Genomic DNA, 25,044 nt, shown 5'->3' on the forward strand with positions numbered 1-25,044 from the left:
CTCTGCGCAAGTCTTGGTCGCGAACAAGCCCGACCCTTTGATGGCTAATCTCGACATGCCGGCGACCGCGCCGAGCCAGGGCATGTGGTCGCCGGTGAAGGGATGGCCGATCATCGGCCTGCATTCCGCGCTGATGCCGACCGGCGTGGTCATGACCTATGGATCCCCGCTCGGCAATGGAATTCAGGACGGCCGGACTTTCGACCTTTGGGATCCTGCGCGGGGACTGGACGATCCGGCGGGGCATTTCACTCTCCCCAATGCGCAGACTGTCGACAGCTTCTGCAGCGCCGCGACGCTGCTGACCTCCGGCTCCATGCTCATAACCGGCGGCGACTCGGCGGCCAGCGGCCTCTCCTCCCAGGCGAGCACCTTGTTCGATCCCTCGCGCGACACGCCGACGGCCGTCGCCGCCCAGACGGCCTATCGGCGCTGGTATGCGTCGATGATCACGCTGGCGGACGGACGCGCCTTGATCGGCGGCGGCGGCGCGCCCTACGCCACCAATGCGTTCAACGACGTCGCCGGCGCGCTGTCGCGGGGCGACATCTCCCAGACGCCTGAAATCTACACGCCCGGCTCCGGCTGGTCGGCGTTGACCGGCGCGACGAGCCGCGACGCTTTCGGGCCGGACTTCAATCGTTGGTGGTACCCGCGCATGTGGGTGGCGCCGAACGGACAAGTGTTCGGCCTTTCCGCCGAAAAAATGTGGATGCTGAATCCGGCCAGCGCCGGGTCGATCGCCACGCTCGGGAATTTCAAGACGAGCTTCAGCACCACCGCCACTCCGAACACCGGACCCACATCGACGGCCACGATGTTCGACATCGGCCGAATTTTGCAGGTCGGCGGCAATGGTCCTGCGAACGGCTATGCGACGCCCTCCAGCGCTGCGGCGACCGTGATCGACATCACGAGCGGCCGCCCCGTCACGACAGAGCAGACGCCGATGAGCAATCCGCGTCAGTGGGCGAATTCGACCGTGCTCCCGGACGGCAAGGTCGTCGTCACGGGCGGCTCGCGCTTCGCGGACAATGCCGGAACGGACGCGGTCTACCCCGCCGAAATCTGGAATCCGGCGACCAGAGCCTGGACCGTCGCCGCCAGCGCGGCCGTCTATCGCGGCTATCATTCCTCCGCCGTGCTGTTGCCCGACGCGACGATCCTCTCGACCGGCGGCGGCGTTCCCGGCCCCGTGAACAATTTCAACGCGGAAATCTATTATCCGCCCTATTTGTTCACGACGCAGAACGGCAAAACCGTTCTCGCGCCGCGGCCGGTGGTGTCGTCGATCAGCGCGACCAGTCTGAACTACGGCGGGACGCTGAGCGTCGCAATGTGGAGCAATGACACGATCTCCAAGGTCGCGGTCATCGGATTGAGCGTGACGACGCATAGCTTCAACAGCGGTCAGCGTTATGTTCCCGCCACTTTCACGCAGAGCGGCAAGAGCGTCTCGATCGCCATGCCGTCCAGCGCCAATATCGCGCCGCCCGGCTATTATCTCGTATTTCTGGTCAATTCGGCGGGCGTCCCCGCCAATGGCGTGATCGTTTCGCTCGGCGCGACGAAGCCGCCTGCGGCGCCTTCGGGCGCAGGCCAGCTCTGGGCCCAGATCGGCGTCACGTCCTCGCGGGTCGCTCGGGGCGGCGACGGCGTGACGATCGTCGTCAACTCGCAGAATGGCTCGCTGTGGAAATATTCGGGCGACAATGTCTGGACGCAACTGCAAGCGCCGACGCCGATGGCCGATGTCGCGGTGGTCAATCTGAACAGCGTCTATGCGATCGGCGCGTCCGACCGCAACGTCTATCGCTACAATGGCGCGCAATGGTCGGTCGTGGGACGGCGCGCGGCGACGATCGGCGCTGCGGCCGACGGAACCGTCGTTGTCACCTCCGCCGACAGCACGATTTGGAGAAAGAACGCCGACAATGATGTCGAGGCCTGGACGCAGGTCCCTGGGAAAGCCCTGCGGGTCGCCCCGCTGAGCGCGAGCAGACTCTGGTCGATAGGCGTCGATCAGAATGTCTATCGTGGCGATCTCGGCGGAAATTGGACGCAAGCGGGCGTCGCCGTGAACGACATCGCCGCGTCGGCGGATGGACATGTCGTCGTCGCCAATTCGCAGACGAATACTCTTTGGGCGAAGGCCAGCGACACTTCCGTCGCCGATTGGTCCATGGTTCCGTTCACGTCGAAAAGCGTCGCAGTCGCCGACGGCGGCGAGTTCGTCGTCGTGGGCCAGGACGGAAACGTCTATCGGAAATAATTCTGCGAAACGGCGCAGCTCTTCGAGACGCCAGCGCCGAAGTCGGGCCTCGCCCGGCTTCGGCTCTTCGAATTGCCGATCTCGGGCGCGCCCGAGATCGATGCTCGGCCCGCTCCAGCGCCGAGACCGACAGCTCGCCTCTCGTCTCAGCCCTCCAGCAGACGCCTTGCGATGACCTGCGCCTGAATCTCCGCCGCGCCCTCGAAGATGTTGAGGATGCGCGCGTCGCAGAGGACGCGGGAGACCGGATATTCCAGCGCGAAGCCATTGCCGCCGTGAATCTGCAGCGCATTGTCCGCCGCCGCCCAGGCGACGCGCGCGCCGAGCAGCTTGGCCATGCCGGCCTCGAGATCGCAGCGCTTGCCCTCGTCCTTCTCGCGGGCGGCGAAATAGGTGATCTGGCGGGCGACGTGAATCTCGATCGCCATTGTGACGATCTTGTCGAAGACGCGCGGGAAGGCGAACAGCGGCTTGCCGAATTGCACGCGCTCCTTGGCGTAGCGCAGGCCGAGATCGAGCGCCGCCTGAGCGACGCCGAGCGCGCGCGCCGCCGTCTGAATGCGGGCGGATTCGAAGGTCTCCATCAGCTGCTTGAAGCCCTTGCCCTCCTCGCCGCCGAGAAGATTTTCGGCCGGCACCTCGAAATTATCGAAGCCGATCTCGAACTCCTTCATGCCGCGATAGCCGAGCACCTCGATCTCGCCGCCGGTCATGCCCTTGGCCGGGAAGGGGTTCTCATCCGTGCCGCGCGGCTTTTCGGCCAGCAGCATGGAGAGGCCTTTGTAGCCCTTCTCATTGGGATTGGTGCGCACGAGCAGCGTCATCACATCGGCGCGCACCGGATGGGTGATCCAGGTCTTGTTGCCGACCACCTTGTAGACGTCGCCCTCGCGCGTCGCGCGGGTGCGCAGGTTCGCGAGGTCGGAGCCATTGTTCGGCTCGGTGAAGACGGCGGTGGGCAGGATCTCGCCGGTGGCGATCTTGGGCAGATATTTCTGCTTCTGCTCCTCTGTGCCGCCGACGAGGATCAGCTCGCCCGCGATCTCCGAGCGCGTGCCGAGCGAGCCGACGCCGATGTAAGCGCGCGACAGCTCCTCCGAGACGACGCACATGGCGATCTTGCCGAGGCCGGAGCCGCCATATTCCTCGGGAATGGTGAGGCCGAAGACGCCCAGCTCCGCGAGGCCGGAAATGACCTCGAGCGGAATGTAGTCGTTCTTCAAATGCCATTCATGGGCGTGCGGCGTCACATTGTCGCCGGCGAATTTGCGCATCTCGCTGCGGATGGCCTCCAGCGTCTCGTCGAGGCCGGTGGCGCCGATCGTCTCGGCGGCGCCATTGTGGTCGATCAGCTCGGCGAGGCGGGCGCGATTGGCGCTGGTGAGGCCGGAGGCGATGAGGCTGTCCACCTGCGGAATATGGGCGGCGGCGATATCGGCGGGCGAGAGGCCGAAATCGGAGAGGCGGACGATCTCGCCCTGGCTCATCGGAATGCCGCCGAAGACCTGCGCCAGATATTCGGCGAAGGCGATGCGGGTGAGCAGATTCTCCACCTCGCCATAGGCGCCCTCGGACGAGAGGCGATCGGCGTAGGCGAGCAGCTCGCGCAGGCCCTGCACATAGGTGGCGAACCAGGAGAGGCCGTGCGCGGCGTGCTGCTCCACCTCGATCAGCTCATTGGAGAGCTTGCCGTCCTTGGTGACGCGGGCGCGGACGGCGGCGAGCGCTTGCCCGTACAACGCCTCCACGGAGGCGAAAGCCGCCTTGGCGTCGGGCAGCCAGTTCGTGGAGGTGGTCTCGGTCGCGCTCATTCTCTCTCGCTCTTTTCAAGGGCGGGCCCGGCGGGGCCGCGGGTGACAGGATTTTTTCTAAATGCCGCCAATCGCGGGAGGACGCAACCGCCACGCGCGTCATCCGGGCCTCGAGGGCCGGGCGCGCGGCCGAACGGCGCCGCAAAGCCGGCGAGTCCCGCCGGATCACAGAAAAAGCGAATTTCTCGCCGATAGCATCGGGCCGCGGAGCTCGATCATTGCGGAGGCCCTCATGTTTCACGATGCTGATTTCATGCCCTTCAGCCCGCGGCGGAAGCCGTCCTATCGGGCGGTGACGCATAATTATCTCGAGAATTACGCGCCCGAGGCCTATCGGACCGATTTTTTCACCTCGCAGGGCCTGTGGCCGGTCATTCCGCCCATGCATTATGTCGTCGACCCCGAGCTGATCGAGGAGCTGCTGGTCACGCGCGCCGAGGCCTTTCGCCGCGACGACATCGCCGCCAAGGCGCTGCGCGGGCCTGTCGAGGGCGACACGCTGTTCTTCTCGGAAGGCGCGGAATGGAAATGGCAGCGGCGCGCCATCTCGCCGGCCTTTCGCTATGAGAATATTCTGGCGCTGGTTCCCTTCTTCGTCCGCTGCGCGCAGGCGCAGGCCGAGGAATGGCGGCGTCTCGGCGACGGCGCCGAGGTGGAGATCACCGAGGCCATGTCGCGCACGACCTTCGCCGTCATCGAGAAGGCGGTGTTCGGCGCCTCGGAGAATTTCGACGGCGAGCGCTTCATCGCGGCGCTGCGGCCGGTTCTCGGCAGCTTCGCCTGGCGCATGCTGGCCACCATGTTCCGTCTGCCGCCGGATTGGACGCCCTATCCGGGCCTGCTCTCGGCGCGCGCCGGCTCGCGATTTTTGCATGAGGAGACGGTGAAGCTGCTCGCCGAACGTCGCGCCCGGCCCGAGCCGACGCGCGATATTCTCGGCCTTCTGCTGTCGGCCAAGGACCCGGAGAGCGGCCGCGTGATGACCGACGCCGAGCTGGTCGCCAATCTGCACGGCTTTCTGCTCGCCGGCCATGAGACATCCGCCGTCGCGCTGGCCTGGACCTTCTGGCTGCTGGCCAAGGATCAGGCGAGCCAGCAGCGCGCCCGCGAGGAGGCGGAGCGCGTCGCCGGCGACGGCGAGATCACGCCGGAGACGGTCGAAAACCTCGCCTTCACGCGGCAGGTCCTGCAGGAGTCGATGCGGCTGTTCCCGCCCTTCGCCGCGCTCGGCCGCCAGCCGCGCGAGGACACGACGCTCGGCTCCCATCGCGTCGCCGCGAAGGAGCCCATCTATGTGCTGACCTGGTGCCTGCATCGGCACGAGAAGCTGTGGGAGGAGCCGACCGCCTTCGACCCCGACCGCTTCTCGCCGGAGCGGGCGAAGGCGCGCCATCGCTACGCCTATCTGCCCTTTGGCGCCGGGCCGCGCATCTGCGTCGGCATGGGCTTCGCGCTGACGGAGATGGCGACCATCGTCGCGACGCTGCTGCGCGAGTTCCGCTTCGAGACCGTCCCCGGCCATCGGCTAGAGCTGGCGCCGACCTTCGCCTTGCGGCCGAAAGGCGCGCTGCCGCTGCGCCTGACGCCGCTCGCGAAACATGCGCCGGCCCGACGGGCGGCGCATGACGCCAGCGTTGCGTGACTCAGGCCGCGGCCTTCAGCGCGGAATCGAGATCGGCGAGAATATCGTCGATATGCTCTATGCCGATGGCGAGGCGCACATAGCCGGGCGTGACGCCGGTCGCGAGCTGCGCCTCCGGCGACAGCTGCGAATGCGTCGTCGTCGCCGGATGGATCGCGAGGCTGCGGGCGTCGCCGATATTGGCGACATGATAGAAGAGCTTCAGCGCATCGATGAAGCGCCGGCCGGCCTCGAGGCCGCCGGCGAGCTCGAAGCCGACCAGCGCGCCATATTTTCCCTTCAGATATTTATCGGCGCGCTCGCGCTCCGCGCCGCTCTGGCGCGAGGGATGAATGACCTTCGTCACCTCGGCGCGCTTCGACAGAAAATCCGCGACCGCCTGCGCATTGGAGACATGGCGCTCCAAGCGCAGCGGCAGCGTCTCTATGCCCTGCAGAGTGAGAAAGGCGTTGAAGGGCGAGACGGCGGCGCCGAGATCGCGCAGCAATGTCGTGCGCGCCTTGATGATATAGGCGACGGGGCCGAGCGGCTTGACCGCCTCCACCCAGACGGCGCCGTGATAGCTGGCGTCCGGCGTGTTGAGCGCCGGCTGGCGCGCGGGAAACTTCTCCCAATCGAAATTGCCGCCGTCGATGATGGCGCCGCCGATCGACGTGCCATGGCCGCCGATATATTTGGTCGTCGAATAGACGACGATCGCCGCGCCATGCTCGAGCGGCTTCACCAATAGCGGCGCGGCGGTGTTGTCGGCGATGAGCGGAATTCCATATTCGCGGCCGATCGCCGCGACTTCCGCAATGGGGAAGACGGTGAGCTTGGGGTTCGGCAGAGTCTCGGCGTAATAGGCGCGCGTGCGATCGTCGGTGGCGCGGCGGAAATTCTCCGGGTCGCTCGGATCGACGAAGCGCACCTCGAGGCCCTGGTCCTTCAGCGTGTTGGCGAAGAGATTCCAAGTGCCGCCATAAAGATCGGTGGAGGCGACGACATTGTCGCCGGCGCGCGCGAGATTTTGCAGCGCGAAGGCCGAGGCCGCCTGTCCCGAGGCGAGCGCGAGCGCCGCGACGCCGCCCTCGAGCGCGGCGAGACGCTCCTCGAGCACAGAGGTCGTCGGATTGCCGATGCGCGTGTAGATATTGCCCAGCTCCTTGAGCGCGAAGAGATTTGCGGCGTGCTCCGTGTCGCGGAACTGGTAGGAGGTCGTCTGATAGATGGGCGGCGCGACGGCGCCGGTCGTCGGATCGGAACGCCAGCCGGCGTGGAGGGCCAGTGTCTCGGGATGCTTGCTGTCGATCGGCATTTCCGTCCTCGTTTTTTGGCGCCGCGGCGCGCTCGCTGGCGGATTTAAGCGGATTATTAGTCTACGGGCAATGTGGGATTTCGAGGCCGCCGCCGGACGCGCCGGCGCGGCGATCCGCCGCGAGCGGAGCCGGCGGATGCGAATTGAAACGATTCTTGCTTACCCCCGATTGTCGCGTCGAGACGCGCGGCGCCGTTTCGCGGGCGCCGCGTCCGAGGAACGATCGGGGAGAGTTACATGGCTTTGAAGATTATCGCGTCGCAATGCACCGTCTGCGGCGCCTGCGAGTTCGACTGTCCGACCGCCGCCATTCGCATGAAGGGCGACACCTATATCATCGACCCCAAGAAGTGCACGGAATGCGACGGCGAGTCTCCGCATTGCGCCGAGGTTTGTCCGGTTCCAGACACTTGCGTCCCTGCGTGACGCCAGACGCGACGAGATAGTCGGCGATATGAGCAGCCCTCCCCGGCGGGGTTTCCCCCGGGGAGAGGCGGAAGTATTTTTGTTTTCAAAGGTGAGCGCGTCAAAGCGCTTTTGTGCGCTCCGGCCGCTGCTGTTCGATGCAGCTCACTCGAAAAACTCTTCATCCAATCGTGATGATCATTTTTTGCGCCGGCAGGCTCGGCTTCAGTTCGACGGCCCGCTCACCGCAGATTCGGCATGGATTCGGCTCCGATCGAGTTGAATTGCCGTAGGCCTTTCTCGCCGATCCGCAAAAGCCGCCGGTCGCCGGAGAAACCCCAAAAGCACCCCGCTTGACTCTCCCCCTCAGCGGAGTCAGCATGAGAACAAATAGGAAACAATCTGGAGATCGGGGACCCGATGTCGCGCAGCGGCTCATCGGAACGCATTGTTTTTTTGCGTCGTCGGATCGCCGCGCTGGAGGCGGGCGGCGCGCCCGCGCCTGCGGCGGCTCCGCGGGACGAGGGGCTGTCGCGCCTGCTCGACCCCGGCCGCGGCGGCCTGCGCGAGGCGCTGCCGGCGCGGCCGACCGACGCGGCGGCGGCGGCGGGCTTCGCCTTCGCCCTGGCGCTGCGCCGGCTGCGCCTGCGACCACAGGGCGGGATCATCTGGATCGCCGAGGATATGGCGGCGCGCGAGCTCGGCCTGCCCTATGGGCGGGGCCTGCAGGCGGCCGGCCTGCCGCCGGAGCTTCTGGTGCTGGCGCGCACGCGCCGTCCGCGCGAGACGCTCTGGGCCATGGAGGAGGCGCTGAAGAGCGGCGCCGCCGTCGTCATCGCCGAGAGCTGGGCCGATGCGAGCGCCTATGACCTCACCGCCTCGCGCCGGCTGGCGCTCGCCGCCCGCCGCGGCGATTGCGCCGGCCTGCTGCTGCTGCCGCGCGCGGCCGGCGCCGCGCAAAGGCTGGCCAGCGCCGCCGAGGCGCGCTTCGAGATCGCCGCCGCCGCGCCGCCGCCGCGGGCCGAGGGCGCGCCGCGGCCCCTGCCCGGTCCGCCCGTTTTCCGCCTGCGCGTCGTCAAGGCGCGCGGCCTCGTCGGCGCCTTCGACCCGCAGGCCTGGCGCGACATTGTTTTCGATCATCAGGAGGCCGAGTTCCATGGGGCGCCTTTCCATGCGTTGCCTCGCCGTGCATCTGCCGCGCCTTGCGACCGACCGGCTCGCGCGCAAAAGGGCGCCTTCGCCTGAGGCGGAGGCGCCCTTCGCCGTCTGGGCCAAGCACGGCGGCGCCGAGCGGCTGACCGCCGTCGACGCGCGCGCCGAGGCGGCCGGGCTCGTCCCCGGCATGGCGGTCGCCGACGCGCGCGCCATGCGCCCCGCCCTGCGGCTGGCCGAGGCCGACCCGCAGGCCGACGCCGAGCTGCTGGGGCGGATCGCCGATTGGTGCCGACGCTTCACCCCGCTCGCCGCGGCTGATCCGCCGAATGGGCTGCTCCTGGATATTTCGGGAGCGGCGCATCTCTTCGGCGGCGAGGCGGCGCTGCTGGCGGAGGTCGAGCGCCGCCTCGCCGCCCAGGGCTTTGCGGCGAGAGGAGCGATCGCGCCCGGCCCGGCGCTGGCGCGCGCGTTGGCCCGCTTCTCCCGCCGGCGCCATGTGGCGGAGGGCGCGAGCGGGGAGGAGCTGGAGGCGATCGCCGCCGGCCTTCCCATCGCCGCGCTCGATCTCGATGCGGAAGCCCGGCAAAGGCTGGACCGCGCCGGGCTGCGCAGCCTCGGCGATCTGCTGGCGCGGCCGCGCGCGCCGCTCACGGCAAGGCTCGGGGCGGAAGCCATGGCGCGGCTCGACGCCATCGCCTGCCGCCGCCGCGAGCCGATCTCGCCGCGCTTCGAGGCCCCGGATTTCATGGCCGAGCGCCGCTTTCCCGAAGGGCTCACGCGGCAGGAGGACATAGAGCGCACGCTTCACGGCCTCGCCCACGAGCTGTGCCTGCTGCTCGAGCGCCATGGCGTCGGCGCGCGGGAGCTGGAGGCGGTTTTCTACCGCGTCGACGGCGCCGTCGCGCATATAGAGACGGGAACCAGCCGGCCGCTGCGCGATCCCGACACGATCGCCCTGCTGCTGCGCGAGCGCCTCGCCGTGCTGGCGGAGGAGGGGCTCGACACGGGCTATGGCTATGATGTGCTGCGGCTGGGCGCCGCGCGGGTCGAGCGCTGCGATGCGCCGCAAGAGGATCTCGGCCTCGCCGGACGAGAAACTGCGAATGACGCGCGGCTGGACGATCTCGTCGATCGCCTCGGCGCGCGGCTCGGGCCGCGCCGCGTGCTGCGGGCCTATCCGCAGGCCTCGCATATTCCAGAGCTCGCCGTCGCGCTGCGGCCCGCCGCCGCCACCGCCCCTGCCGCGGTGGAGGAAGCCGCGCCGCCTCCCTATCTCCGCGCGGGCGTCCCGGCGCGGCCGCTGCGGCTGTTCGAGCGGCCGGAGCCGATCGAGGCGGTGGCGCTCACGCCCGACGGGCCGCCGCTGCGCTTCCGCTGGCGCCGGCTGCTGCACGAGCTCGCGGCCTATGAGGGGCCGGAGCGCATCGCCCCGCAATGGTGGAGCGCGCCGGACAACGCCGCCACCCGCGACTATTTCTATGTGGAGGATCGGGAGGGCGGACGCTTCTGGCTGTTTCGCGAGGGGCTTTTCGGCCGCGAGAGCCAGCCGCCGCGCTGGTTCGTGCATGGCTTGTTCTGACGGCCCCTTCGCATGACGGTCCGGGCCGCCGCGTCATCTTATCGTCACGCTTCGGGGCGAAACCGAACCATGCTCTCCCCGCGACGTTCTCTTGCGACGCGCGGATGAACGATGGGCGGGCTCCGCGCCGGCGTCTCATCCCGCCGCCCGCGGGCGCGCGCAACAGGGACAAACGAGATTCCTATGAACGGACGCCGCGAGGCCCGCCGATCGCCTTTGAACTCCGCCGCCCGACGTCGTATCGAAGAGGCCTATTCCGCGCATATTCGACGACGCATCGAGGAAAGAGCGAAATTGAAGCGGCCAGACAGCGATCTTTCGGAGGCCGGCGTCGACGCGCCGGCCGAGGCGAAGCCCGATCCGGGCCAAAACGCGGGCCTCGATCTGCTGGCGACGGCGCGCCGCTATATCGCGCCCAATCTCGGCAAGGCGCTCGGCGGCGTCGCCAGCCTCGCAGTTTTCGCGCTCGCCGGCTTCGCCCTCGCCAGCGCGATCTCCAGCGTCAAATTCTCAGACGTTCGCGCCGCCATAGCGGCGATGAGCGCCGAGCAGATTTTCGCCGCCCTGCTGCTCACCGCGCTCTCCTATGTCGCGCTCACCGGCTATGACGCGCTGGCGTTGCGGCAATTGCGGCTGCATGTGCCCTATCGCATCGCCGCGCTCGCCTCCTTCGCGAGCTACGCCTTCTCCTTCAATCTCGGCTTTCCCGTCGTCACCGCGGCGGCGGTCCGCTATTGGATCTATGCGCGCGTCGGCGTCACCGCCGTGCAGGTGGCCAATGTCACCGTCATAGCGGGCGTCACCTTCTGGCTCGGCATGACCTCCGTGGTCGGCGTCGGCCTCATGGCGCGCGCCGGCGAGCTCGGCGCCATAGACAAGCTGCCGGCTTTCCTCAATTTCGGGCTCGGCCTCGCGACCTGCGCCGGCGTCGTCTATTATATCGTCTGGGTATCGCTGCGCCGGCGCCGGGTGCGGCTGCGCGGGCATTTCTTCGAGCTGCCCGGCCTCGCGCCCACCGGCGGCCAGACTCTGCTCGGCGTCGCCGATCTCTGCTGCGCCGCGGCCGCGCTCTATGCGCTGCTGCCGCATGACGTCGATCTCGATTTCGCGACTTTCGTCTCGGTCTATGTCTTCGCCTGCATTCTCGGCGTCATCAGCCATGCGCCGGGCGGCATCGGCGTTTTCGAGGCGACGATGCTGAACGCGCTGCCGTCGCATTCGCAGGAGAGCCTTTTGGCCTCGCTGCTGCTGTTCCGCGTCATCTATTATTTTCTACCCTTTATTCTCGCGCTCGCGCTTCTCGGCGCAGACGAGGGCTCGCGGCGCTGGAACAGCCTGCGCGAGACCATCGCCCGCATATTGGAGACGCGCGAGTGATCTGCGCCGCGCAGCGGTCGCGCGATTGAGGGGGCTCCCTTTCGGAGCCAGAAGAAATGACGAGAGGACCGATGCCGGATCTACGCCGACGCTATCAGGGCGAAGCTCTGCTCGGCCTCGTCATCGACGCGCTGCCGGAGGCGGTCTTCGTCATCGATTCGGAGGCGCGCATCGTCGCCTCCAATCGCGCCGCGCGCTCCGTGCTGCCCTCGCTGCGGCCCAATGATCCGCTGGCCCGCAGCCTGCGCTCGCCGGATGTGCTGGACGCGCTGGATCGCGTGCTGCGCGGCGGCCAGCCGGAGAAGGTCATCTGGCTCGAGCGCCTGCCGGTGGAATGCTGGTTCGAGGTGCATATCGCGCCGCTGCGCCTCGAGGGCTATGAGAACGCCGCCGTGGTGAGCCTGCGCGACCTCACCGAATCGCGCCGCGTCGAGCGCATGCGCGTCGATTTCGTCGCCAACGCCAGCCATGAGCTGCGCACGCCGCTCGCCTCGCTGCTCGGCTTCGTGGAGACGCTGCAGGGGCCGGCCCGCGACGACGCCAAGGCGCGCGACCGCTTTCTCTCCATCATGCGCGATCAGGCGCAGCGCATGTCCCGCCTCGTCGACGATCTGCTCTCCCTCTCGCGCATCGAGCAGCATCTGCATCTGCGCCCAGACACGCCGGTCGATCTCGGAATTCTCGTCGCCCATATCGTCGACACACTGGCGCCCATGGCGGAGGATGGCGGGATAGAGCTGAAGCTCGACATAGAGGGCACGGTGGTGGTGCCGGGCGACCGCGACGAGCTCGCCCGCGTCGCCGAAAATCTCATCGAGAACTCGATCAAATATGGCGCCGGTCCGGTGGAGATCACGCTCTCCCCGCTCGGCGCTTCCGCCGTCTTCTCGGTGCGCGACCACGGTCCAGGCATAGCGCCGGAACATTTGCCGCGCCTCACCGAGCGCTTCTATCGCGTCGACGCCGGCAAGAGCCGCGCGAAGGGCGGCACCGGGCTCGGCCTCGCGATCGTCAAGCATATCGTGGCTCGCCACCGCGGCAGGCTCGCCATAGATTCCGCGCCAGGAAAAGGCGCCACTTTTCGCGTATTTTTGCCATTGATCGACCCGGACAAGCCCGACGGCGCCTGAGCAGTCGCGAATTCAGCAAATAAATCAGCAAGATACACTGTCATGTGACAGTCATCCCGCTGTCGTAAAACCCTCGCTACGCGCCACTAGTGTGCGCCTCGCTGGGGCGCTGGACGCGCGCCGACACAGTGAACCTCGAGCTCGAAAGAGACCGAACATGCTTTCCAAAGTTTTCCATCGCGTCGCTCTGGCGACGACCCTGGCCGTGGCGACGGCGGGCGCCGCTTTCGCGATCGACATCTCCGGCGCCGGCGCCACCTTCCCCTATCCGATCTACGCCAAATGGGCGGACAGCTATAAGAAAGAGACCGGCAACGGCCTCAACTATCAGTCGATCGGCTCGGGCGGCGGCATCAAGCAGATCAAGGCGCGCACCGTGACCTTCGGCGCCTCCGACCAGCCGCTGAAGGCCGAGGAGCTGGAGGCCGCGGGCCTCACCCAATGGCCGCAGGTGATCGGCGGCATCGTGCCGGTCGTCAATCTGGACGGCGTCGCCTCCGGCGATCTCGTCCTCGACGGCAAGACGCTCGCCTCCATCTTCCTCGGCGAGATCAAGAGCTGGGACGACGCGGCGATCAAGAAGCTGAATCCGAAGGCGAAGCTCCCCTCCGCCGCGATCGCCGTCGTGCATCGCTCCGACGGATCGGGCACCACCTTCAACTTCACCAACTACCTGTCCAAGGTCAGCCCGGATTGGAAGGCCAAGGTCGGCGAGAACGCCTCGGTCGAATGGCCGGTCGGCATCGGCGCCAAGGGCAATGAGGGCGTGGCCAACAATGTCGCCAACACCAAGGGCGCGGTCGGCTATGTCGAATACGCCTACGCCAAGCAGAACAAGCTGAACTTCACCAAGCTCGTCAACAAGGACGGCAAGACCGTCGCCCCGACGACGCCGACCTTCCAGGCCGCGGCTTCCAACGCCGATTGGGCCAATGCGCCGGGCTTCTATCAGATCCTCACCGACCAGCCGGGCGCGCAGTCCTGGCCGATCACCGCCGCCACCTTCATCCTGCTGCCCAAGGCGCCGCAGGATGCGGCCGCGGCCGGCGAGGCGCTGAAGTTCTTCAGCTGGGCCTTCGCCAAGGGCGGCAAGGCGGCCGAGGAGCTGGATTACATCCCGCTGCCGGCCAATGTCGTCGCTCTTATCAAGAAGAGCTGGGCGGCCAATGTGAAGGATGCGAGCGGCAAGCCGCTGGCCTCGAACTAAAATATCGTCTGCGCGCCGGCGAAAAGGGATTTTCGCCGGCGCGGCTCGCGAGACGCGCGAGAGCCGCAGGTGTGGAATGTCGCGAAAGATGTGGAATGTCGCGAAACGACCTGCCCGCGAATGCGCCATGCCCGCTTCTTTTCGACGCGGCGCGGCTCGACGCGGTGAGTTCTCCCGAGACCTGCGCTATGACCTCAAGATGAAAAATCCGCCTTCGGGAGCGCGCGATGGACGTCGGCTTCAACCGCCAAACGAGAGACAATAGCGTGTCGGACCTAGCAATCGTAGAAGCGTCGCCCCGCGCCGCCGAAGTCGACCGCCGGCAAGTTCTCGGCCGCATGGCCTTGTTCGACTTCTTCTTTCATAATTTGACCCGCGCCGCCGCGGTGCTCGTCCTGCTCATTCTCGGCGGGGTGATCTTCTCGCTCGTCTATGGCTCTCTTCCGGCGATAAAAGCCTTCGGCCTCGGCTTTTTGACGACGGAATCGTGGAATCCCGTCACCGAGAGATTCGGCGCCGTGGCGCCCATCTACGGCACTCTGGTGACATCGGCCATCGCCATGGCCATCGCCGTGCCGCTGGGCCTCGGCATCGCCATCTTCCTCACCGAGCTCTGCCCCCATGCGCTGCGCCGGCCAATCGGCGTCGCCATAGAGCTGCTCGCCGGCATCCCGTCGATCATCTACGGCATTTGGGGCCTGTTCGTGCTGGCGCCCTTCCTGCAGCAGCATGTGCAGCCGGCGCTGATCTCGCTCACCGGCGACATTCCCGTGCTGTCGAGCCTCTTCGCCGGCCCGCCCTATGGCATCGGCATGCTGACGGCGGGCTTTATTCTGGCGATCATGGTGCTGCCCTTCATCACCTCCATCTCGCGAGACGTGTTCGACACGGTTCCGCCGGTGCTGAAGGAGGCGGCCTCGGGCGTCGGCTGCACGACCTGGGAAGTGATGCGCCATGTCGTCATTCCCTACACGCGCGTCGGCGTGATCGGGGGCGTCATGCTCGGCCTCGGCCGCGCGCTCGGCGAGACGATGGCCGTCACCTTCGTCATCGGCAACGCCCATAAGGTTTCGAGCTCGCTGCTCGCGCCGGGCACGACCATATCGGCGACCATCGCCAATGAGTTCACCGAGGCTGTCGGCGATCTCTACACCTCCGCGCTGATCGAGCTCGGCCTCATCCTCTTCGTCATCACCTTCTTCGTGCTGGCGGCGGCGCGCTTCATGCTGATGCGCATCGAGCAGAAATCGGGAGCCTGACCCTTGTCCCTCTATTCCTCCCGCCGCCGCATCAATATCGTCGCCACGACGCTGTGCTGGACCGGCACGCTGTTCGGCCTCGCCTGGCTGGTGCTGATCCTCGGCGCGCTGATCTATGAAGGCGCGCGCGGCCTCTCGCCGGCCGTCTTCACCGAGATGACGCCGCCGCCCGGCGCCACCGGCGGCCTGCTCAACGCCATCGCCGGCTCGCTGGTGATGACGACGATCGGCGTGCTGCTCGGCACGCCGCTCGGAATGCTCGCCGGCACCTATATGGCCGAATATGGCCGCTACTCGAAGCTCAGCACCCTCGTGCGCTTCATCAACGACATTCTGCTCAGCGCGCCCTCCATCGTCATCGGCCTCTTCGTCTATACGGTGGTGGTGGCCCGCGTCGGCCATTTCTCCGGCATAGCGGGCGCGCTGGCGCTGGGCGTGCTGGTGGTGCCGGTCGTCGTGCGCACCACGGAGGACATGCTGCTGCTGGTGCCGCTGCCGCTGCGCGAGGCGGCGACGGCGCTCGGCCTGCCGCGCTCGCATATGCTGATGCGCGTCGCCTATCGCGCGGCGAAATCGGGCATCGTCACCGGCGTGCTGCTGGCCATTGCGCGCGTCTCCGGCGAGACGGCGCCGCTGCTGTTCACCTCGCTCAACAATCAGTTCTGGAGCACGGATCTCAACGCGCCGGTCTCCAGCCTGCCCGTCGTCATCTTCCAATTCGCGCTCTCGCCCTACAAGGACTGGCAGCAGCTCGCCTGGACCGGCGCTCTGCTCGTCACCATCGCCGTCCTTCTGCTCTCCATCACCGCGCGCGCGCTCAGCAGCCAGGGAAAACACAAATGACCGCCATGCCGGTTGTCGAAGCCACCATTCCGACCAAGGTCTCGGTTCGCGATCTGGATTTCTATTACGGATCGACAAAGGCGCTGAAATCGATCTCGCTGCCGCTCTACACCAATAAGGTGACGGCCTTCATCGGCCCGTCCGGCTGCGGCAAATCGACTCTGCTGCGCATATTGAACCGCATGTACGACCTCTATCCCAAGCAGCGCGCCGAGGGCGAGGTGCTGCTCGACGGCGAGAACATCCTCGACCCGCGCGTCGACCTCAACCTGCTGCGCTCGCGCGTCGGCATGGTGTTCCAGAAGCCGACGCCCTTCCCCATGTCGATCTACGACAATATCGCCTTCGGCATCCGCCTCTATGAGAAGCTCTCGCGCAGCGAGCTCGACGGGCGCGTCGAGGCGGCGCTGCGCGGCGCGGCGCTGTGGGACGAGGTGCGCGACAAGCTGAACTCGAGCGGCCTGGGGCTCTCGGGCGGCCAGCAGCAGCGTCTGTGCATCGCGCGCACCGTCGCCATTCAGCCGGAGGTGATCCTCTTCGACGAGCCCTGCTCGGCGCTGGACCCGATCTCGACGGCGAAGATCGAGGAGCTCATCGACGAAATGTCGGAGCGCTACACGATCGCCATCGTCACCCACAACATGCAGCAGGCGGCGCGCGTCTCCGATTTCACCGCCTTCATGTATCTCGGCGATCTCGTCGAATTCGGCGAGACCAATAATCTCTTCACCGCGCCGCAGAACAAGAAGACGCAGGACTATATCACCGGCCGCTTCGGCTGAGCGCGCATCGCGCACGAGGACATTGAGACCATGAGCGAACATATCGTCAGCTCCTATGACCGCGACCTCGAAGTGCTCGGCCGTCGTATCGCCGAGATGGGAGGCATCGCCGAGAAAATGCTCGCCGAAGCCATGGATGCGCTCGCCAATTTCGACATAGAGCTCGCCCATCGCGTCGTCGCCACCGATCAGCGCCTCGACGCGCTGCAGCGCGAGATAGAGGAGAACGCCATCCTCACCATCGCGCGGCGGCAGCCGCTCGCCATCGATCTGCGCGAATGCATCGCCGCCATGCGCATCGCCGCCGATCTCGAGCGCGTCGGCGATCTCGCCAAGAGCATCGCCAAGCGCACGGTGAAAATCCTCTCCGAAGCGCGCGTGCCGCGCGCCGTCATCGGCCTCAAGACGATGGCGGAAGTCGCGGCCATACAGCTGAAGGACGTGCTGGACGCCTACGCTCAGCGCGACGTCGAGCGCGCCCGCGCGGTCTGGACCAATGACAGCGAGCTCGACGCGCTGGAAGATTCGGTGTTCCGCGATCTCCTCACCTTCATGATGGAGGATCCGCGCAACATCTCCTTCTGCACGCATCTGCTCTTCTGCTCGAAGAACATAGAGCGCATCGGCGATCACACCACCAATGTCGCCGAGACGATCGTCTATCTCGTCACTGGCGAGGCGATGCCGACCGACCGCCCCAAGGGCAAATCGGCCAGCCTTCCCGCCAGCGCGGAACCGGATGAGCCCACGAAATGAATGAAATCCGCGTCGCCGCTCCGCGCGAGGCGCCGCACGACAGGGCGCCGCGAATTCTCGTCGTCGAGGACGACGCGGCGCTGGCGCTGCTGCTCGGCTATAATCTCGAGGCCGAGGGCTTTCTCGTCGAGCACATAGAGCGTGGCGACGAGGCGGAAATCCGCCTCGCCGAATCGCAGCCCGATCTCGTCATTCTCGACTGGATGCTGCCCGGCGTCTCCGGCCTCGAAATCTGCCGGCGCCTCCGCGCGCGCGACGACACGCGCAGCATGCCGATCATCATGCTCACCGCGCGCGGCGACGAGAATGAGCGTGTGCGCGGCCTCTCCATCGGCGCCGACGATTATGTGGTGAAGCCCTTCTCGCCGCCGGAGCTGATGGCGCGCGTCCATGCGCTGCTGCGCCGCGCGCGGCCGGAGCGGGTGGCGACGCGCCTCGTCGCCGGCGACATAGACCTCGACCGCGAGACGCGCCGCGTCAAGCGCGGCGGGCGCGAGATTCATCTCGGCCCGACGGAGTTCCGTCTGCTGGAATATCTGATGGAGAAGCCCGGCCGCGTCTTCTCGCGCGCGCAATTGCTGGACAGCGTATGGGGCCTCTCGGCGGAGATCGACGAGCGCACCGTCGACGTGCATGTCGGCCGCCTGCGCAAGGCGATCATCCGCGGCCGCGAGAAAGACCCGATCCGCACCGTGCGCGGCACCGGCTATTCCTTCGACGAGACTTTTGGACGCAACTGACGCGCGATGCGAGCCTGAAGGCTCGCGGTCCAGGGGACGCTTTGGACCGCGAGCCTTCAGGCTCGCTTTTGTCTGCGCGCGCTCCCTCAGCCCATCGTCATTGCGAGCGAAGCGAAGCAATCTAGAGCCGTGGGGCGGCCCCTGGATCGCGTCGTCACTACGCTCCTCGCGATGACGGCGGCGGCGGGATCAGCCTACGAACGCCGCGCCAGCTCCGCCGCGCGATAGCCGGACCTGATCGCCCCTTCGATCGTCGCCGGAAGGCCGGTCGCCGTCCAATCGCCGGCGAGGAAGAGATTGCGCCAGCGCGTCGTCGCGCCGGGGCGGCGCTGCTGCTGCGCCGGCGTCGCGGCGAAAGTGGCGCGCTTTTCCTTCACGATCTGCCATGGCGGCAGCTCCGCCGGCAGGCCCGTCGCGGCGGCGACCTCGGCCCATATGCGCTCGGCGAGGCTCTCGCGCGGCTCGTCCATCAGCCGATCGGCGCCGCTTATCGTCACCGAGAGCCGATCCTCGAAGGCGAACAGCCATTCGGTGAGCGAGCCGATCATGCCGAGCAGCGCCGGCTGGCCGGGCGGCGGCGCGATCTTGAAATGCGCATTGACGATGCCGCGGAAATCATCCGGCGCGACGAGGCCCGGAACGAGCTCCTGCGCCGCCCAGGGCGGGACGGCGAGCGCGACGCGATCATTCGCGCCGAGCGCGATCTTCTCATCGCCGAAATCGAGCGCTGTGGCGCGCTCCTCGGAAAATTCGATTCCCTTCAGCCGCGCGGCGAAGCGCGGCGCGGCGCCCCGCGCGACGAGCGCGCTCAGCGCCGGCTCGATAAAAGCCGTCCCGAGCCCGCGCCGCGCGACCAGCGGACGGCAGGCGGCGCCGCCTGCGGCGAGAGTCTCGCGCAGCACGGCGGCGGCGAGAGCGGCGGAAGACTCGCGCGGCTCTGTGTTGAGCGCGGAGAGCAGCACCGGCCCCCACAGCCGCTCATAGAGCACGCCCGAGCAATTCATCGCCTCGCCGATGGTCGCGCCCTTTTTGGCGAGCAGAATGCCGATCGCGCCGAGATAATCGCCCGGCGATGTTCCGGGGACGCGGCGGTCGCGCGCGAAAATCCACCAGGGCAGGCGCGACGCGTTCGGCCTCATGCGCCAGCGGACGCCGTCGCGCGTGTCCAAAAAGTCGAAGGCGCATTCCTTCGGCCCGACCAGTTCCTCCGCCGAGCCGATGCGCCGCGCGTAATCCAGCGCCGTGGAATTGCCGGAGAGCAGCAGATGATTGCCATTGTCGATGACGAGATCGAGGCTGGAATCGTAATAGGAACGGCAGCGCCCGCCCGCCATGCGCGCCGCCTCATAGAGCGCGACGCTCCGGCCCTCGTCGGTCAGGCGAATGGCGCAGGAGAGGCCGGCGAGGCCGGCGCCGATGATGTGAGTCGTTCCGCTCACGTCAGCGCGAATCTCAGCAGCGCCAGCAGGACTTTCGTCCGCGACGCGGAGACCGGCGCCCGTGGCGGCGCGAAGCCGCGCGCCACCAGACGGTCGAGAACCGAGCGATAGGCGGTCGCCATCAGATAGGGCGCCTTCACCGCGCGCTGCGGCGAGACGCGCATCAGCAGCTCCGACTCCGCATAATGCTTGCGCGCGCGCTCGGCCACGGCCGCGCAGACTTGCTGAAGGCCGGGATGCGCCAGCACAGCGCCGCGCGCGAAATTCGTGACGCCGGCCGCCTCCAGCGCCTCGCGCGGGAGATAGAGCCGGCCGCGCGCCTCGTCCTCGTCGAGATCGCGCAGAATATTGGTGAGCTGCAAGGCGCGGCCCATGTGGTAGGCGAGCATTCGCGCCTTGGTCGGCAGCGCGCCGCCGGCGCTCTCCGCCTCATCGGCGAGGCCGAAGACGCGCACAGAGAGCCGTCCCACTGCGCTCGCGACATGATCGCAATAGAGATCGAGCCGATCCCATTCCGGCGCGCGAATGTCCTCCACGACATCCATCGCCATGCCGTCTATGACCGCCTCGAAATCGGCGCGCTCGAGGCCGAAGCGGCGCACCGGCCGCGCCAGATCGGCGCAACGCTGATGCGTGCGGCCGGCATAGAGCGCATCGAGATCGCGCCGCCAATCGTCGAGCTGGGAGAGGCGCAGAGCGCGGTCGCCCTCCTCATCCGCAATGTCGTCGACGGCGCGGCAGAAGCCGTAGATCGCATACATTGCGTCGCGCCGCTCGGGCTCGAGAATGCGCATGGCGAGATAGAAGGAGCTTTTCGCGGCGACCCGCGGCGCCTCGGGGGCGATCGTCTCCATGCTCATCGCGCGACGCTCGCGGCAGAGGCGGCGCGCGGCGAGACGAGCCGGCGCAGCAGAGTGGTCCCGGCCCCGGCGAGCGCCGTGAGCAGATATTGGCGCTTGGAGGCGTGGACCTTCTCGCTCAGCGGATCGGCGACGCGCAGCCGCGCGGTGAGCGTCTCGGCGAGGCGCTGGATCGCGCCCACTTCCATGGCGAGGCGTGTGTCGGCGATGAGATCGGCGAAGGGCGCGCTCTCCTTCAGCAGCTCCTGCGTGCGCTCGGCCAGCGCGCGCAAAGTCGCGGCGAGCTGCGGCGAGGCGCGATCGGCGGAGAGCATCTCGACGCTCGCGCCAGCGGCGGCGAGCGTGTCCTGCGGCAGATAGACCCGATCGAGATTGCGGTAGTCCTTGGCGCAATCCTGCAGATGATTGATGATCTGCAGCGCCGCGCAGAGGGCGTCATTGGCCGCCCATGTCCGCGCGCGATCTTCGCCATGGACGTCCAGCACGAAGCGGCCGACCGGCATGGCCGAATAGCGGCAGTAATCGATGAGGTCGTCCCAGTCTCTATAGCGCAATTGCGTCACGTCGCGGCGAAAGGCGATGAGCAGATCCTGCGCATGGCGGGGCTCGAGACCGCGCGCGGCCAGCTCGGCGCGCAGCTTTGTCGCGACCGGAATATCCTCGCCGGAGCCGAGCAGCGCGGCCTCCATGCGGTCCAGCATGGCGATTTTCTGCTCGCCCGGGAGCGTCGCATGGTCGGAGATATCGTCCGCGGCGCGCACGAAATCGTAGAAAGCCAGCACGGCCGCGCGATGGCGCGGCGCGAACAGAGAGGCGACGGGGAAATTCTCGTCCTTATGGCCTTTCCCCGAAGCGGCGGCGGCGATGTCGCTCATGTGATCGCTCATCCTCCTCAGGGGGCCTGGTAGCGGCCCTTCCACGCGCCGCCGCGCCCGCGTGTGTGCCGCCAGGCGGACAATAGCGTGAACCACGTATAGCAGGCGGCGACCGCCGGCAAGGCGAAGGCGCCGAGCCGATTGCGTCCGTAGAAACGCAGAGACGGCATATAGGACTGCGCCATCAATAGATAGGCGACGAGCGCGAGATAGGCCGCCGGCTCCGGCGCCGCGAAGGCGAGAAGGGGCGGCGCGAGATAGACGAGGCCCATGCCGAGAACCGCGCCGAAGAGCCGCCAGGGCGAATAGCCCAATTGCGCATAGGCCGAGCGCGTCACCATCTGCTCGATATCGCGCAAATGCGGATAGGGCCGCAGGCTCCAGGCGTCGTCGGTGAGGCCGAGCCAGATCGGCCCTTGCTTCTTCATGAGCTTGCCGAGCGCGCAATCGTCGATCAGCGCGCCGCGGATTTGTTGCAGGCCGCCGGCCTCCTCCAGCGCCGCGGGGCGCACCAGCATCACCCCTCCGGCCGCCCCGGCGACCGGGCTTTTCGGGTCGTTCACGCGCGGGAAGGGGTAGAGCATCTGGAAGAAGAAGACGAAAGCCGGCACGAACCAGCGCTCGGCGAGGCTCTCGCAGCGCAGCTTGACCATCAGCGAGGAGAGCACCGTCCCCCGCGCCGCCGCGCCGGCGACGAGCCGCTCGACGAGGCCCGGCGCGAAGGCGATGTCGGCGTCGCAGAACAGGATGAAATCGGGCGAGACGCCGGAGCCGAGCACATGAGCGACGCCGCGGTCCATGGCCGCGAGCTTGCCGGTCCAGCCTTGCTCCGGCCGGCCCTGGAGCACGGTGAGCCGATCCTCGGCGCCTTCCTCGCGGGCGCAGGCGCGGGCGACCTCGGCCGTGCCGTCGGAGCTCTCGTCATCGACGAGGACGATCTCGAGCCGGCCGGAAAACTCCTGGCGGAACAAGGATCGAAGGCCGATGGCGACCACATCCGCCTCGTCGCGCGCCGGAATGACGGCGACGACGCGCGCGCCCTGGGGGACTTGCGCCCCCTTGGGAACGAAACGGCGGTCGTGCTCGGTGAGGCGCCAGAAGCCGCCATTGCCGAGCAGGAGATAGAGCCAGACGACGAGGCCGACGCCTCCGAGGAAAATCGCGATCATTTTTCGAGCGTTCGCGTCGCCGGAACCGCCGGGGACGATGTGACGAGGGCTCGGCCATAGCACCGCCGCGGCCGCGAGGCCAGCCCGGCCGGCGGCGCTAGGGGGCAATCGGGTGAATGCCGAAAGGGGCGCGCTCACCCTCCCCTTTAGGGGGAGGCTCGGACCGCTTGCGGTCCGGGGTGGGGTTCCGCGGCGAAGACTCGGGGCGTCACCCCCTCCCGAGCGCCTACGGCGCTCGACCTCCCCCCTCGAGGGGGAGGTGGACACGCCTCTTCGATCACCACTTCTCGTTCGCCCGATCGCCCTGGCGGCGGCGCGTCGCAACCGCCGGCGTCTACGGGATTTTCCCGGGAAATGGCCGGCGGCGGCTTCTCTTCTATCTGGAACAGGCGTATATCGCCGCGCCGGCGCAGCCGGGTCCGAGCATGCCGAGCGGCATGGCGAGGGACCGGCCGGGCGCTCGCGCATCCTATGTCTTTCGAGGAAAACTCCATGGATCCCAATGTGGCGCGTGACGCGGCGGGCTCTTCCTCTCGATGCGACATGGAGGGCGCGGCGGCGATGCAGCCGGCCCCCGTCGCCGATGGCCACGGCTCGGCGACGAGCGCGGGCCTCATCATCGGCTCGATCGGCGTCGTCTATGGCGACATCGGCACCAGCCCGCTCTATGCGCTGCGCGAGTCGCTGGCCCACGCCAAATCCGGCGGGCTCGGCGAGGATGTCGTCATCGGCACGATCTCGCTGCTCATTTTCGCGCTGATCTTCACCGTCACCGCGAAATATGTGTTCTTCCTGATGCGCGCCGACAATCGCGGCGAGGGCGGCATTCTCTCGCTGATGGCGCTGGCGCAGATCGCGCTCGGACGACGCGCGACGCCGGTCTTCCTGCTCGGCGTCGCCGGCGCGGCGCTGTTCTCCGGCGACGCCATCATCACGCCGGCCATCTCCGTTCTCTCGGCGGTCGAGGGGCTCGAGATCGTCAATCCGAAATTCGGCGAATTCGTCTTCCCCATCACCGTCGCGATTCTCGTCTCGCTGTTCTGGGCGCAGAGCCATGGCACGGCGCGCGTCGCCGCTCTGTTCGGCCCGGTAATGGCCGTGTTCTTCATCGTGATGGCGGCGCTCGGCGCCTCCCATATCGGCGACGCCCCGCAGGTTCTGCGCGCCTTCGATCCGCGCCATGGCTTCATGTTTCTGCTCACTCATGGCTGGATCGGCTTCGCCGTTCTGGGCTCGGTCTTCCTCGTCGTCACCGGGGCAGAGGCGCTCTATGCCGATATGGGCCATTTCGGCCGCGCGCCGATTCAGATCGCCTGGATATTCTTCGTGCTGCCGGCCCTGTTCCTCAATTATCTCGGCCAGGGCGCGCTGATCCTCGCCGACCCCAAGGCGATCGAGAATCCCTTCTTCCTGATGGCGCCGGACTGGGCGTTGCTGCCGCTGGTCATTCTCTCGACGCTCGCCACCGTCATCGCCAGCCAGGCGGTCATCACCGGCGCCTTCTCCATCGTGCGCCAGGCGATACAGCTCGGCCTGCTGCCGCGCCTCGAGATCACCCACACTTCCGCGACGCAGGAGGGGCAGATCTACATCGGCCGCGTCAATCGGCTGCTGCTGATCGGCGTGCTGGTGCTGGTCACGGCCTTCAAGAGTTCGAGCGCGCTCGCCTCCGCCTATGGCATCGCCGTCACCGGCACGATGGTGACGACGACGGCGCTCGCCTTCATCGTGGTGTGGCGCAAATGGCATTGGCCGCTCTGGGCGGCGTCGCTGTTCATCCTCGCCTTCCTCACCGTCGATCTCGCCTTTCTGGCCGCCAATCTCATGAAGGTGGTCGAGGGCGGCTGGGTTCCGCTGCTGCTCGGCGGCGGCTCCATGGTGGTGATGTGGACCTGGGTGCGCGGCACCTCGCTGCTGGCCGAGAAGACGCATCGCGATTCGATCCCGATCCGCGATCTCATCGCCATGCTGGAGAAATCCAAGCCGACGCGCGTGCCCGGCACGGCCGTCTTCCTGACCAGCGACCCGGAGGCCGCGCCCACCGCGCTGCTGCACAATCTCAAGCACAATAAGGTGCTGCACGAGCGCGTGCTGGTCATTTGCGTCAGCACCGAAGACACGCCGCGCGTGCCGCCGGAAAAGCGTTTCGAGATCGAGAAGCTCGCGCCCGACTTCACACGCGCGACTCTGCACTTCGGCTTCATGGAGAGCCCGCGCGTGCCGGCGGCGCTGGCGGCGATGCGCAAGGCGGGCGTCAAATACGACATTATGACCACCTCCTTCTTCCTCGGCCGGCGCTCGATCAAGGAGAGCCCGGCCTCGGAAATGCCGGTCTGGCAGGACAAGCTCTATGTCGCTCTGACCAAGCAATCGGCCAACGCCACCGACTTCTTCTCCATACCGACCGACCGCGTGGTGGAGCTCGGCGCTCAGCTGACGATTTGAT

At 67.4% G+C, this 25,044-nt stretch carries 20 protein-coding genes; 14 read left to right on the plus strand and 6 right to left on the minus strand.

The genetic code is table 11. From position 1 onward, the window contains the following. Positions 1-40: 40 nt before the first annotated feature. Complete coding sequence (locus tag METLW4_RS0114960; RefSeq protein WP_018267036.1) at positions 41-2,272, plus strand: galactose oxidase-like domain-containing protein; 2,232 nt, start codon at positions 41-43, stop codon at positions 2,270-2,272. A 146-nt stretch (positions 2,273-2,418) separates the two neighbouring features. Here METLW4_RS0114960 and METLW4_RS0114965 read toward each other — a convergent pair whose 3' ends face one another. Next, complete coding sequence (locus METLW4_RS0114965; RefSeq protein ID WP_018267037.1) at positions 2,419-4,083, minus strand: acyl-CoA dehydrogenase family protein; 1,665 nt, start codon at positions 4,081-4,083, stop codon at positions 2,419-2,421. Positions 4,084-4,315: 232 nt separating this feature from the next. Here METLW4_RS0114965 and METLW4_RS0114970 point away from each other — a divergent pair, with 232 nt between their 5' ends. Continuing rightward, complete coding sequence (locus METLW4_RS0114970) at positions 4,316-5,725, plus strand: cytochrome P450 (RefSeq protein WP_051079684.1); 1,410 nt, start codon at positions 4,316-4,318, stop codon at positions 5,723-5,725. Position 5,726: 1 nt separating this feature from the next. Here the strand turns inward: METLW4_RS0114970 and METLW4_RS0114975 are convergent, their stop codons facing one another. Next, the gene (locus METLW4_RS0114975) at positions 5,727-7,022 is read right to left on the minus strand and encodes an O-acetylhomoserine aminocarboxypropyltransferase/cysteine synthase family protein (protein ID WP_018267039.1); all 1,296 of its coding nucleotides are present in this window, start codon (positions 7,020-7,022) and stop codon (positions 5,727-5,729) included. A gap of 237 nt (positions 7,023-7,259) precedes the next feature. On the opposite strand from METLW4_RS0114975, the gene METLW4_RS27085 reads away from it, so the two are divergent. The 11 genes from METLW4_RS27085 (at position 7,260) to phoB (ending at position 18,255) form a co-directional block, all read left to right on the plus strand. Beyond that, positions 7,260-7,448, plus strand: coding sequence for a 4Fe-4S dicluster domain-containing protein (locus METLW4_RS27085; protein WP_018267040.1), 189 nt, complete (start codon positions 7,260-7,262; stop codon positions 7,446-7,448). A gap of 435 nt (positions 7,449-7,883) precedes the next feature. Continuing rightward, on the plus strand, positions 7,884-8,672 hold the full coding sequence (locus METLW4_RS26565; RefSeq protein WP_245258460.1) for a hypothetical protein: 789 nt from the start codon (positions 7,884-7,886) through the stop codon (positions 8,670-8,672). Then, positions 8,599-10,161 (plus strand): Y-family DNA polymerase, encoded by a 1,563-nt coding sequence (locus METLW4_RS0114990; protein ID WP_018267042.1) that lies wholly within the window; start codon positions 8,599-8,601, stop codon positions 10,159-10,161. Before METLW4_RS26565 ends, METLW4_RS0114990 begins: the two co-directional genes overlap by 74 nt. A 183-nt stretch (positions 10,162-10,344) precedes the next feature. Then, the gene (locus METLW4_RS0114995) at positions 10,345-11,538 is read left to right on the plus strand and encodes a lysylphosphatidylglycerol synthase domain-containing protein (RefSeq protein ID WP_018267043.1); all 1,194 of its coding nucleotides are present in this window, start codon (positions 10,345-10,347) and stop codon (positions 11,536-11,538) included. 71 nt (positions 11,539-11,609) lie between these two features. Then, the gene (locus METLW4_RS0115000) at positions 11,610-12,668 is read left to right on the plus strand and encodes an ATP-binding protein (RefSeq protein ID WP_018267044.1); all 1,059 of its coding nucleotides are present in this window, start codon (positions 11,610-11,612) and stop codon (positions 12,666-12,668) included. A 157-nt stretch (positions 12,669-12,825) separates the two neighbouring features. Continuing rightward, the gene (pstS, locus tag METLW4_RS0115005) at positions 12,826-13,875 is read left to right on the plus strand and encodes a phosphate ABC transporter substrate-binding protein PstS (RefSeq protein ID WP_018267045.1); all 1,050 of its coding nucleotides are present in this window, start codon (positions 12,826-12,828) and stop codon (positions 13,873-13,875) included. Positions 13,876-14,102: 227 nt separating this feature from the next. Then, on the plus strand, positions 14,103-15,134 hold the full coding sequence (gene pstC, locus METLW4_RS0115015; protein ID WP_083919275.1) for a phosphate ABC transporter permease subunit PstC: 1,032 nt from the start codon (positions 14,103-14,105) through the stop codon (positions 15,132-15,134). Between the two features lie 3 nt (positions 15,135-15,137). Further along, positions 15,138-15,977 (plus strand): phosphate ABC transporter permease PstA, encoded by an 840-nt coding sequence (pstA, locus tag METLW4_RS24975; protein WP_018267048.1) that lies wholly within the window; start codon positions 15,138-15,140, stop codon positions 15,975-15,977. Then, on the plus strand, positions 15,974-16,759 hold the full coding sequence (pstB, locus tag METLW4_RS0115025) for a phosphate ABC transporter ATP-binding protein PstB (RefSeq protein WP_018267049.1): 786 nt from the start codon (positions 15,974-15,976) through the stop codon (positions 16,757-16,759). The genes pstA and pstB overlap by 4 nt, the downstream gene beginning before the upstream one ends. A gap of 30 nt (positions 16,760-16,789) precedes the next feature. Beyond that, positions 16,790-17,515, plus strand: a complete 726-nt coding sequence (gene phoU / locus METLW4_RS24980; protein ID WP_018267050.1) for a phosphate signaling complex protein PhoU — start codon at positions 16,790-16,792, stop codon at positions 17,513-17,515. Beyond that, entirely contained in the window at positions 17,512-18,255 is a 744-nt protein-coding gene (gene phoB, locus METLW4_RS0115035) for a phosphate regulon transcriptional regulator PhoB (RefSeq protein WP_018267051.1), read from the plus strand. Before phoU ends, phoB begins: the two co-directional genes overlap by 4 nt. Before the next feature lie 194 nt (positions 18,256-18,449). Here the strand turns inward: phoB and hpnE are convergent, their stop codons facing one another. The 4 genes from hpnE to METLW4_RS0115055 are packed head-to-tail and all read right to left on the minus strand — an operon-like array spanning position 18,450 to position 22,598. Further along, entirely contained in the window at positions 18,450-19,694 is a 1,245-nt protein-coding gene (hpnE, locus tag METLW4_RS0115040) for a hydroxysqualene dehydroxylase HpnE (RefSeq protein WP_018267052.1), read from the minus strand. After that, the gene (gene hpnD / locus METLW4_RS0115045) at positions 19,691-20,554 is read right to left on the minus strand and encodes a presqualene diphosphate synthase HpnD (protein WP_018267053.1); all 864 of its coding nucleotides are present in this window, start codon (positions 20,552-20,554) and stop codon (positions 19,691-19,693) included. Before hpnD ends, hpnE begins: the two co-directional genes overlap by 4 nt. Then, positions 20,551-21,429 carry a squalene synthase HpnC gene (gene hpnC, locus METLW4_RS0115050; protein ID WP_043332830.1) on the minus strand — a complete coding sequence of 293 codons (879 nt, stop codon included), beginning with the start codon at positions 21,427-21,429 and terminating at the stop codon, positions 20,551-20,553. Before hpnC ends, hpnD begins: the two co-directional genes overlap by 4 nt. A gap of 17 nt (positions 21,430-21,446) precedes the next feature. Further along, entirely contained in the window at positions 21,447-22,598 is a 1,152-nt protein-coding gene (locus METLW4_RS0115055) for a glycosyltransferase (RefSeq protein ID WP_018267055.1), read from the minus strand. Between the two features lie 492 nt (positions 22,599-23,090). Between METLW4_RS0115055 and METLW4_RS0115060 the strand changes: the two genes are divergently transcribed. Next, a complete protein-coding gene (locus METLW4_RS0115060; RefSeq protein WP_157235152.1) occupies positions 23,091-25,043 on the plus strand; it encodes a potassium transporter Kup in 1,953 nt (650 codons plus the stop codon). Position 25,044 lies beyond the last annotated feature (1 nt).

The sequence above is a fragment of the Methylosinus sp. LW4 genome, from assembly GCF_000379125.1.
Taxonomy (GTDB): domain Bacteria; phylum Pseudomonadota; class Alphaproteobacteria; order Rhizobiales; family Beijerinckiaceae; genus Methylosinus.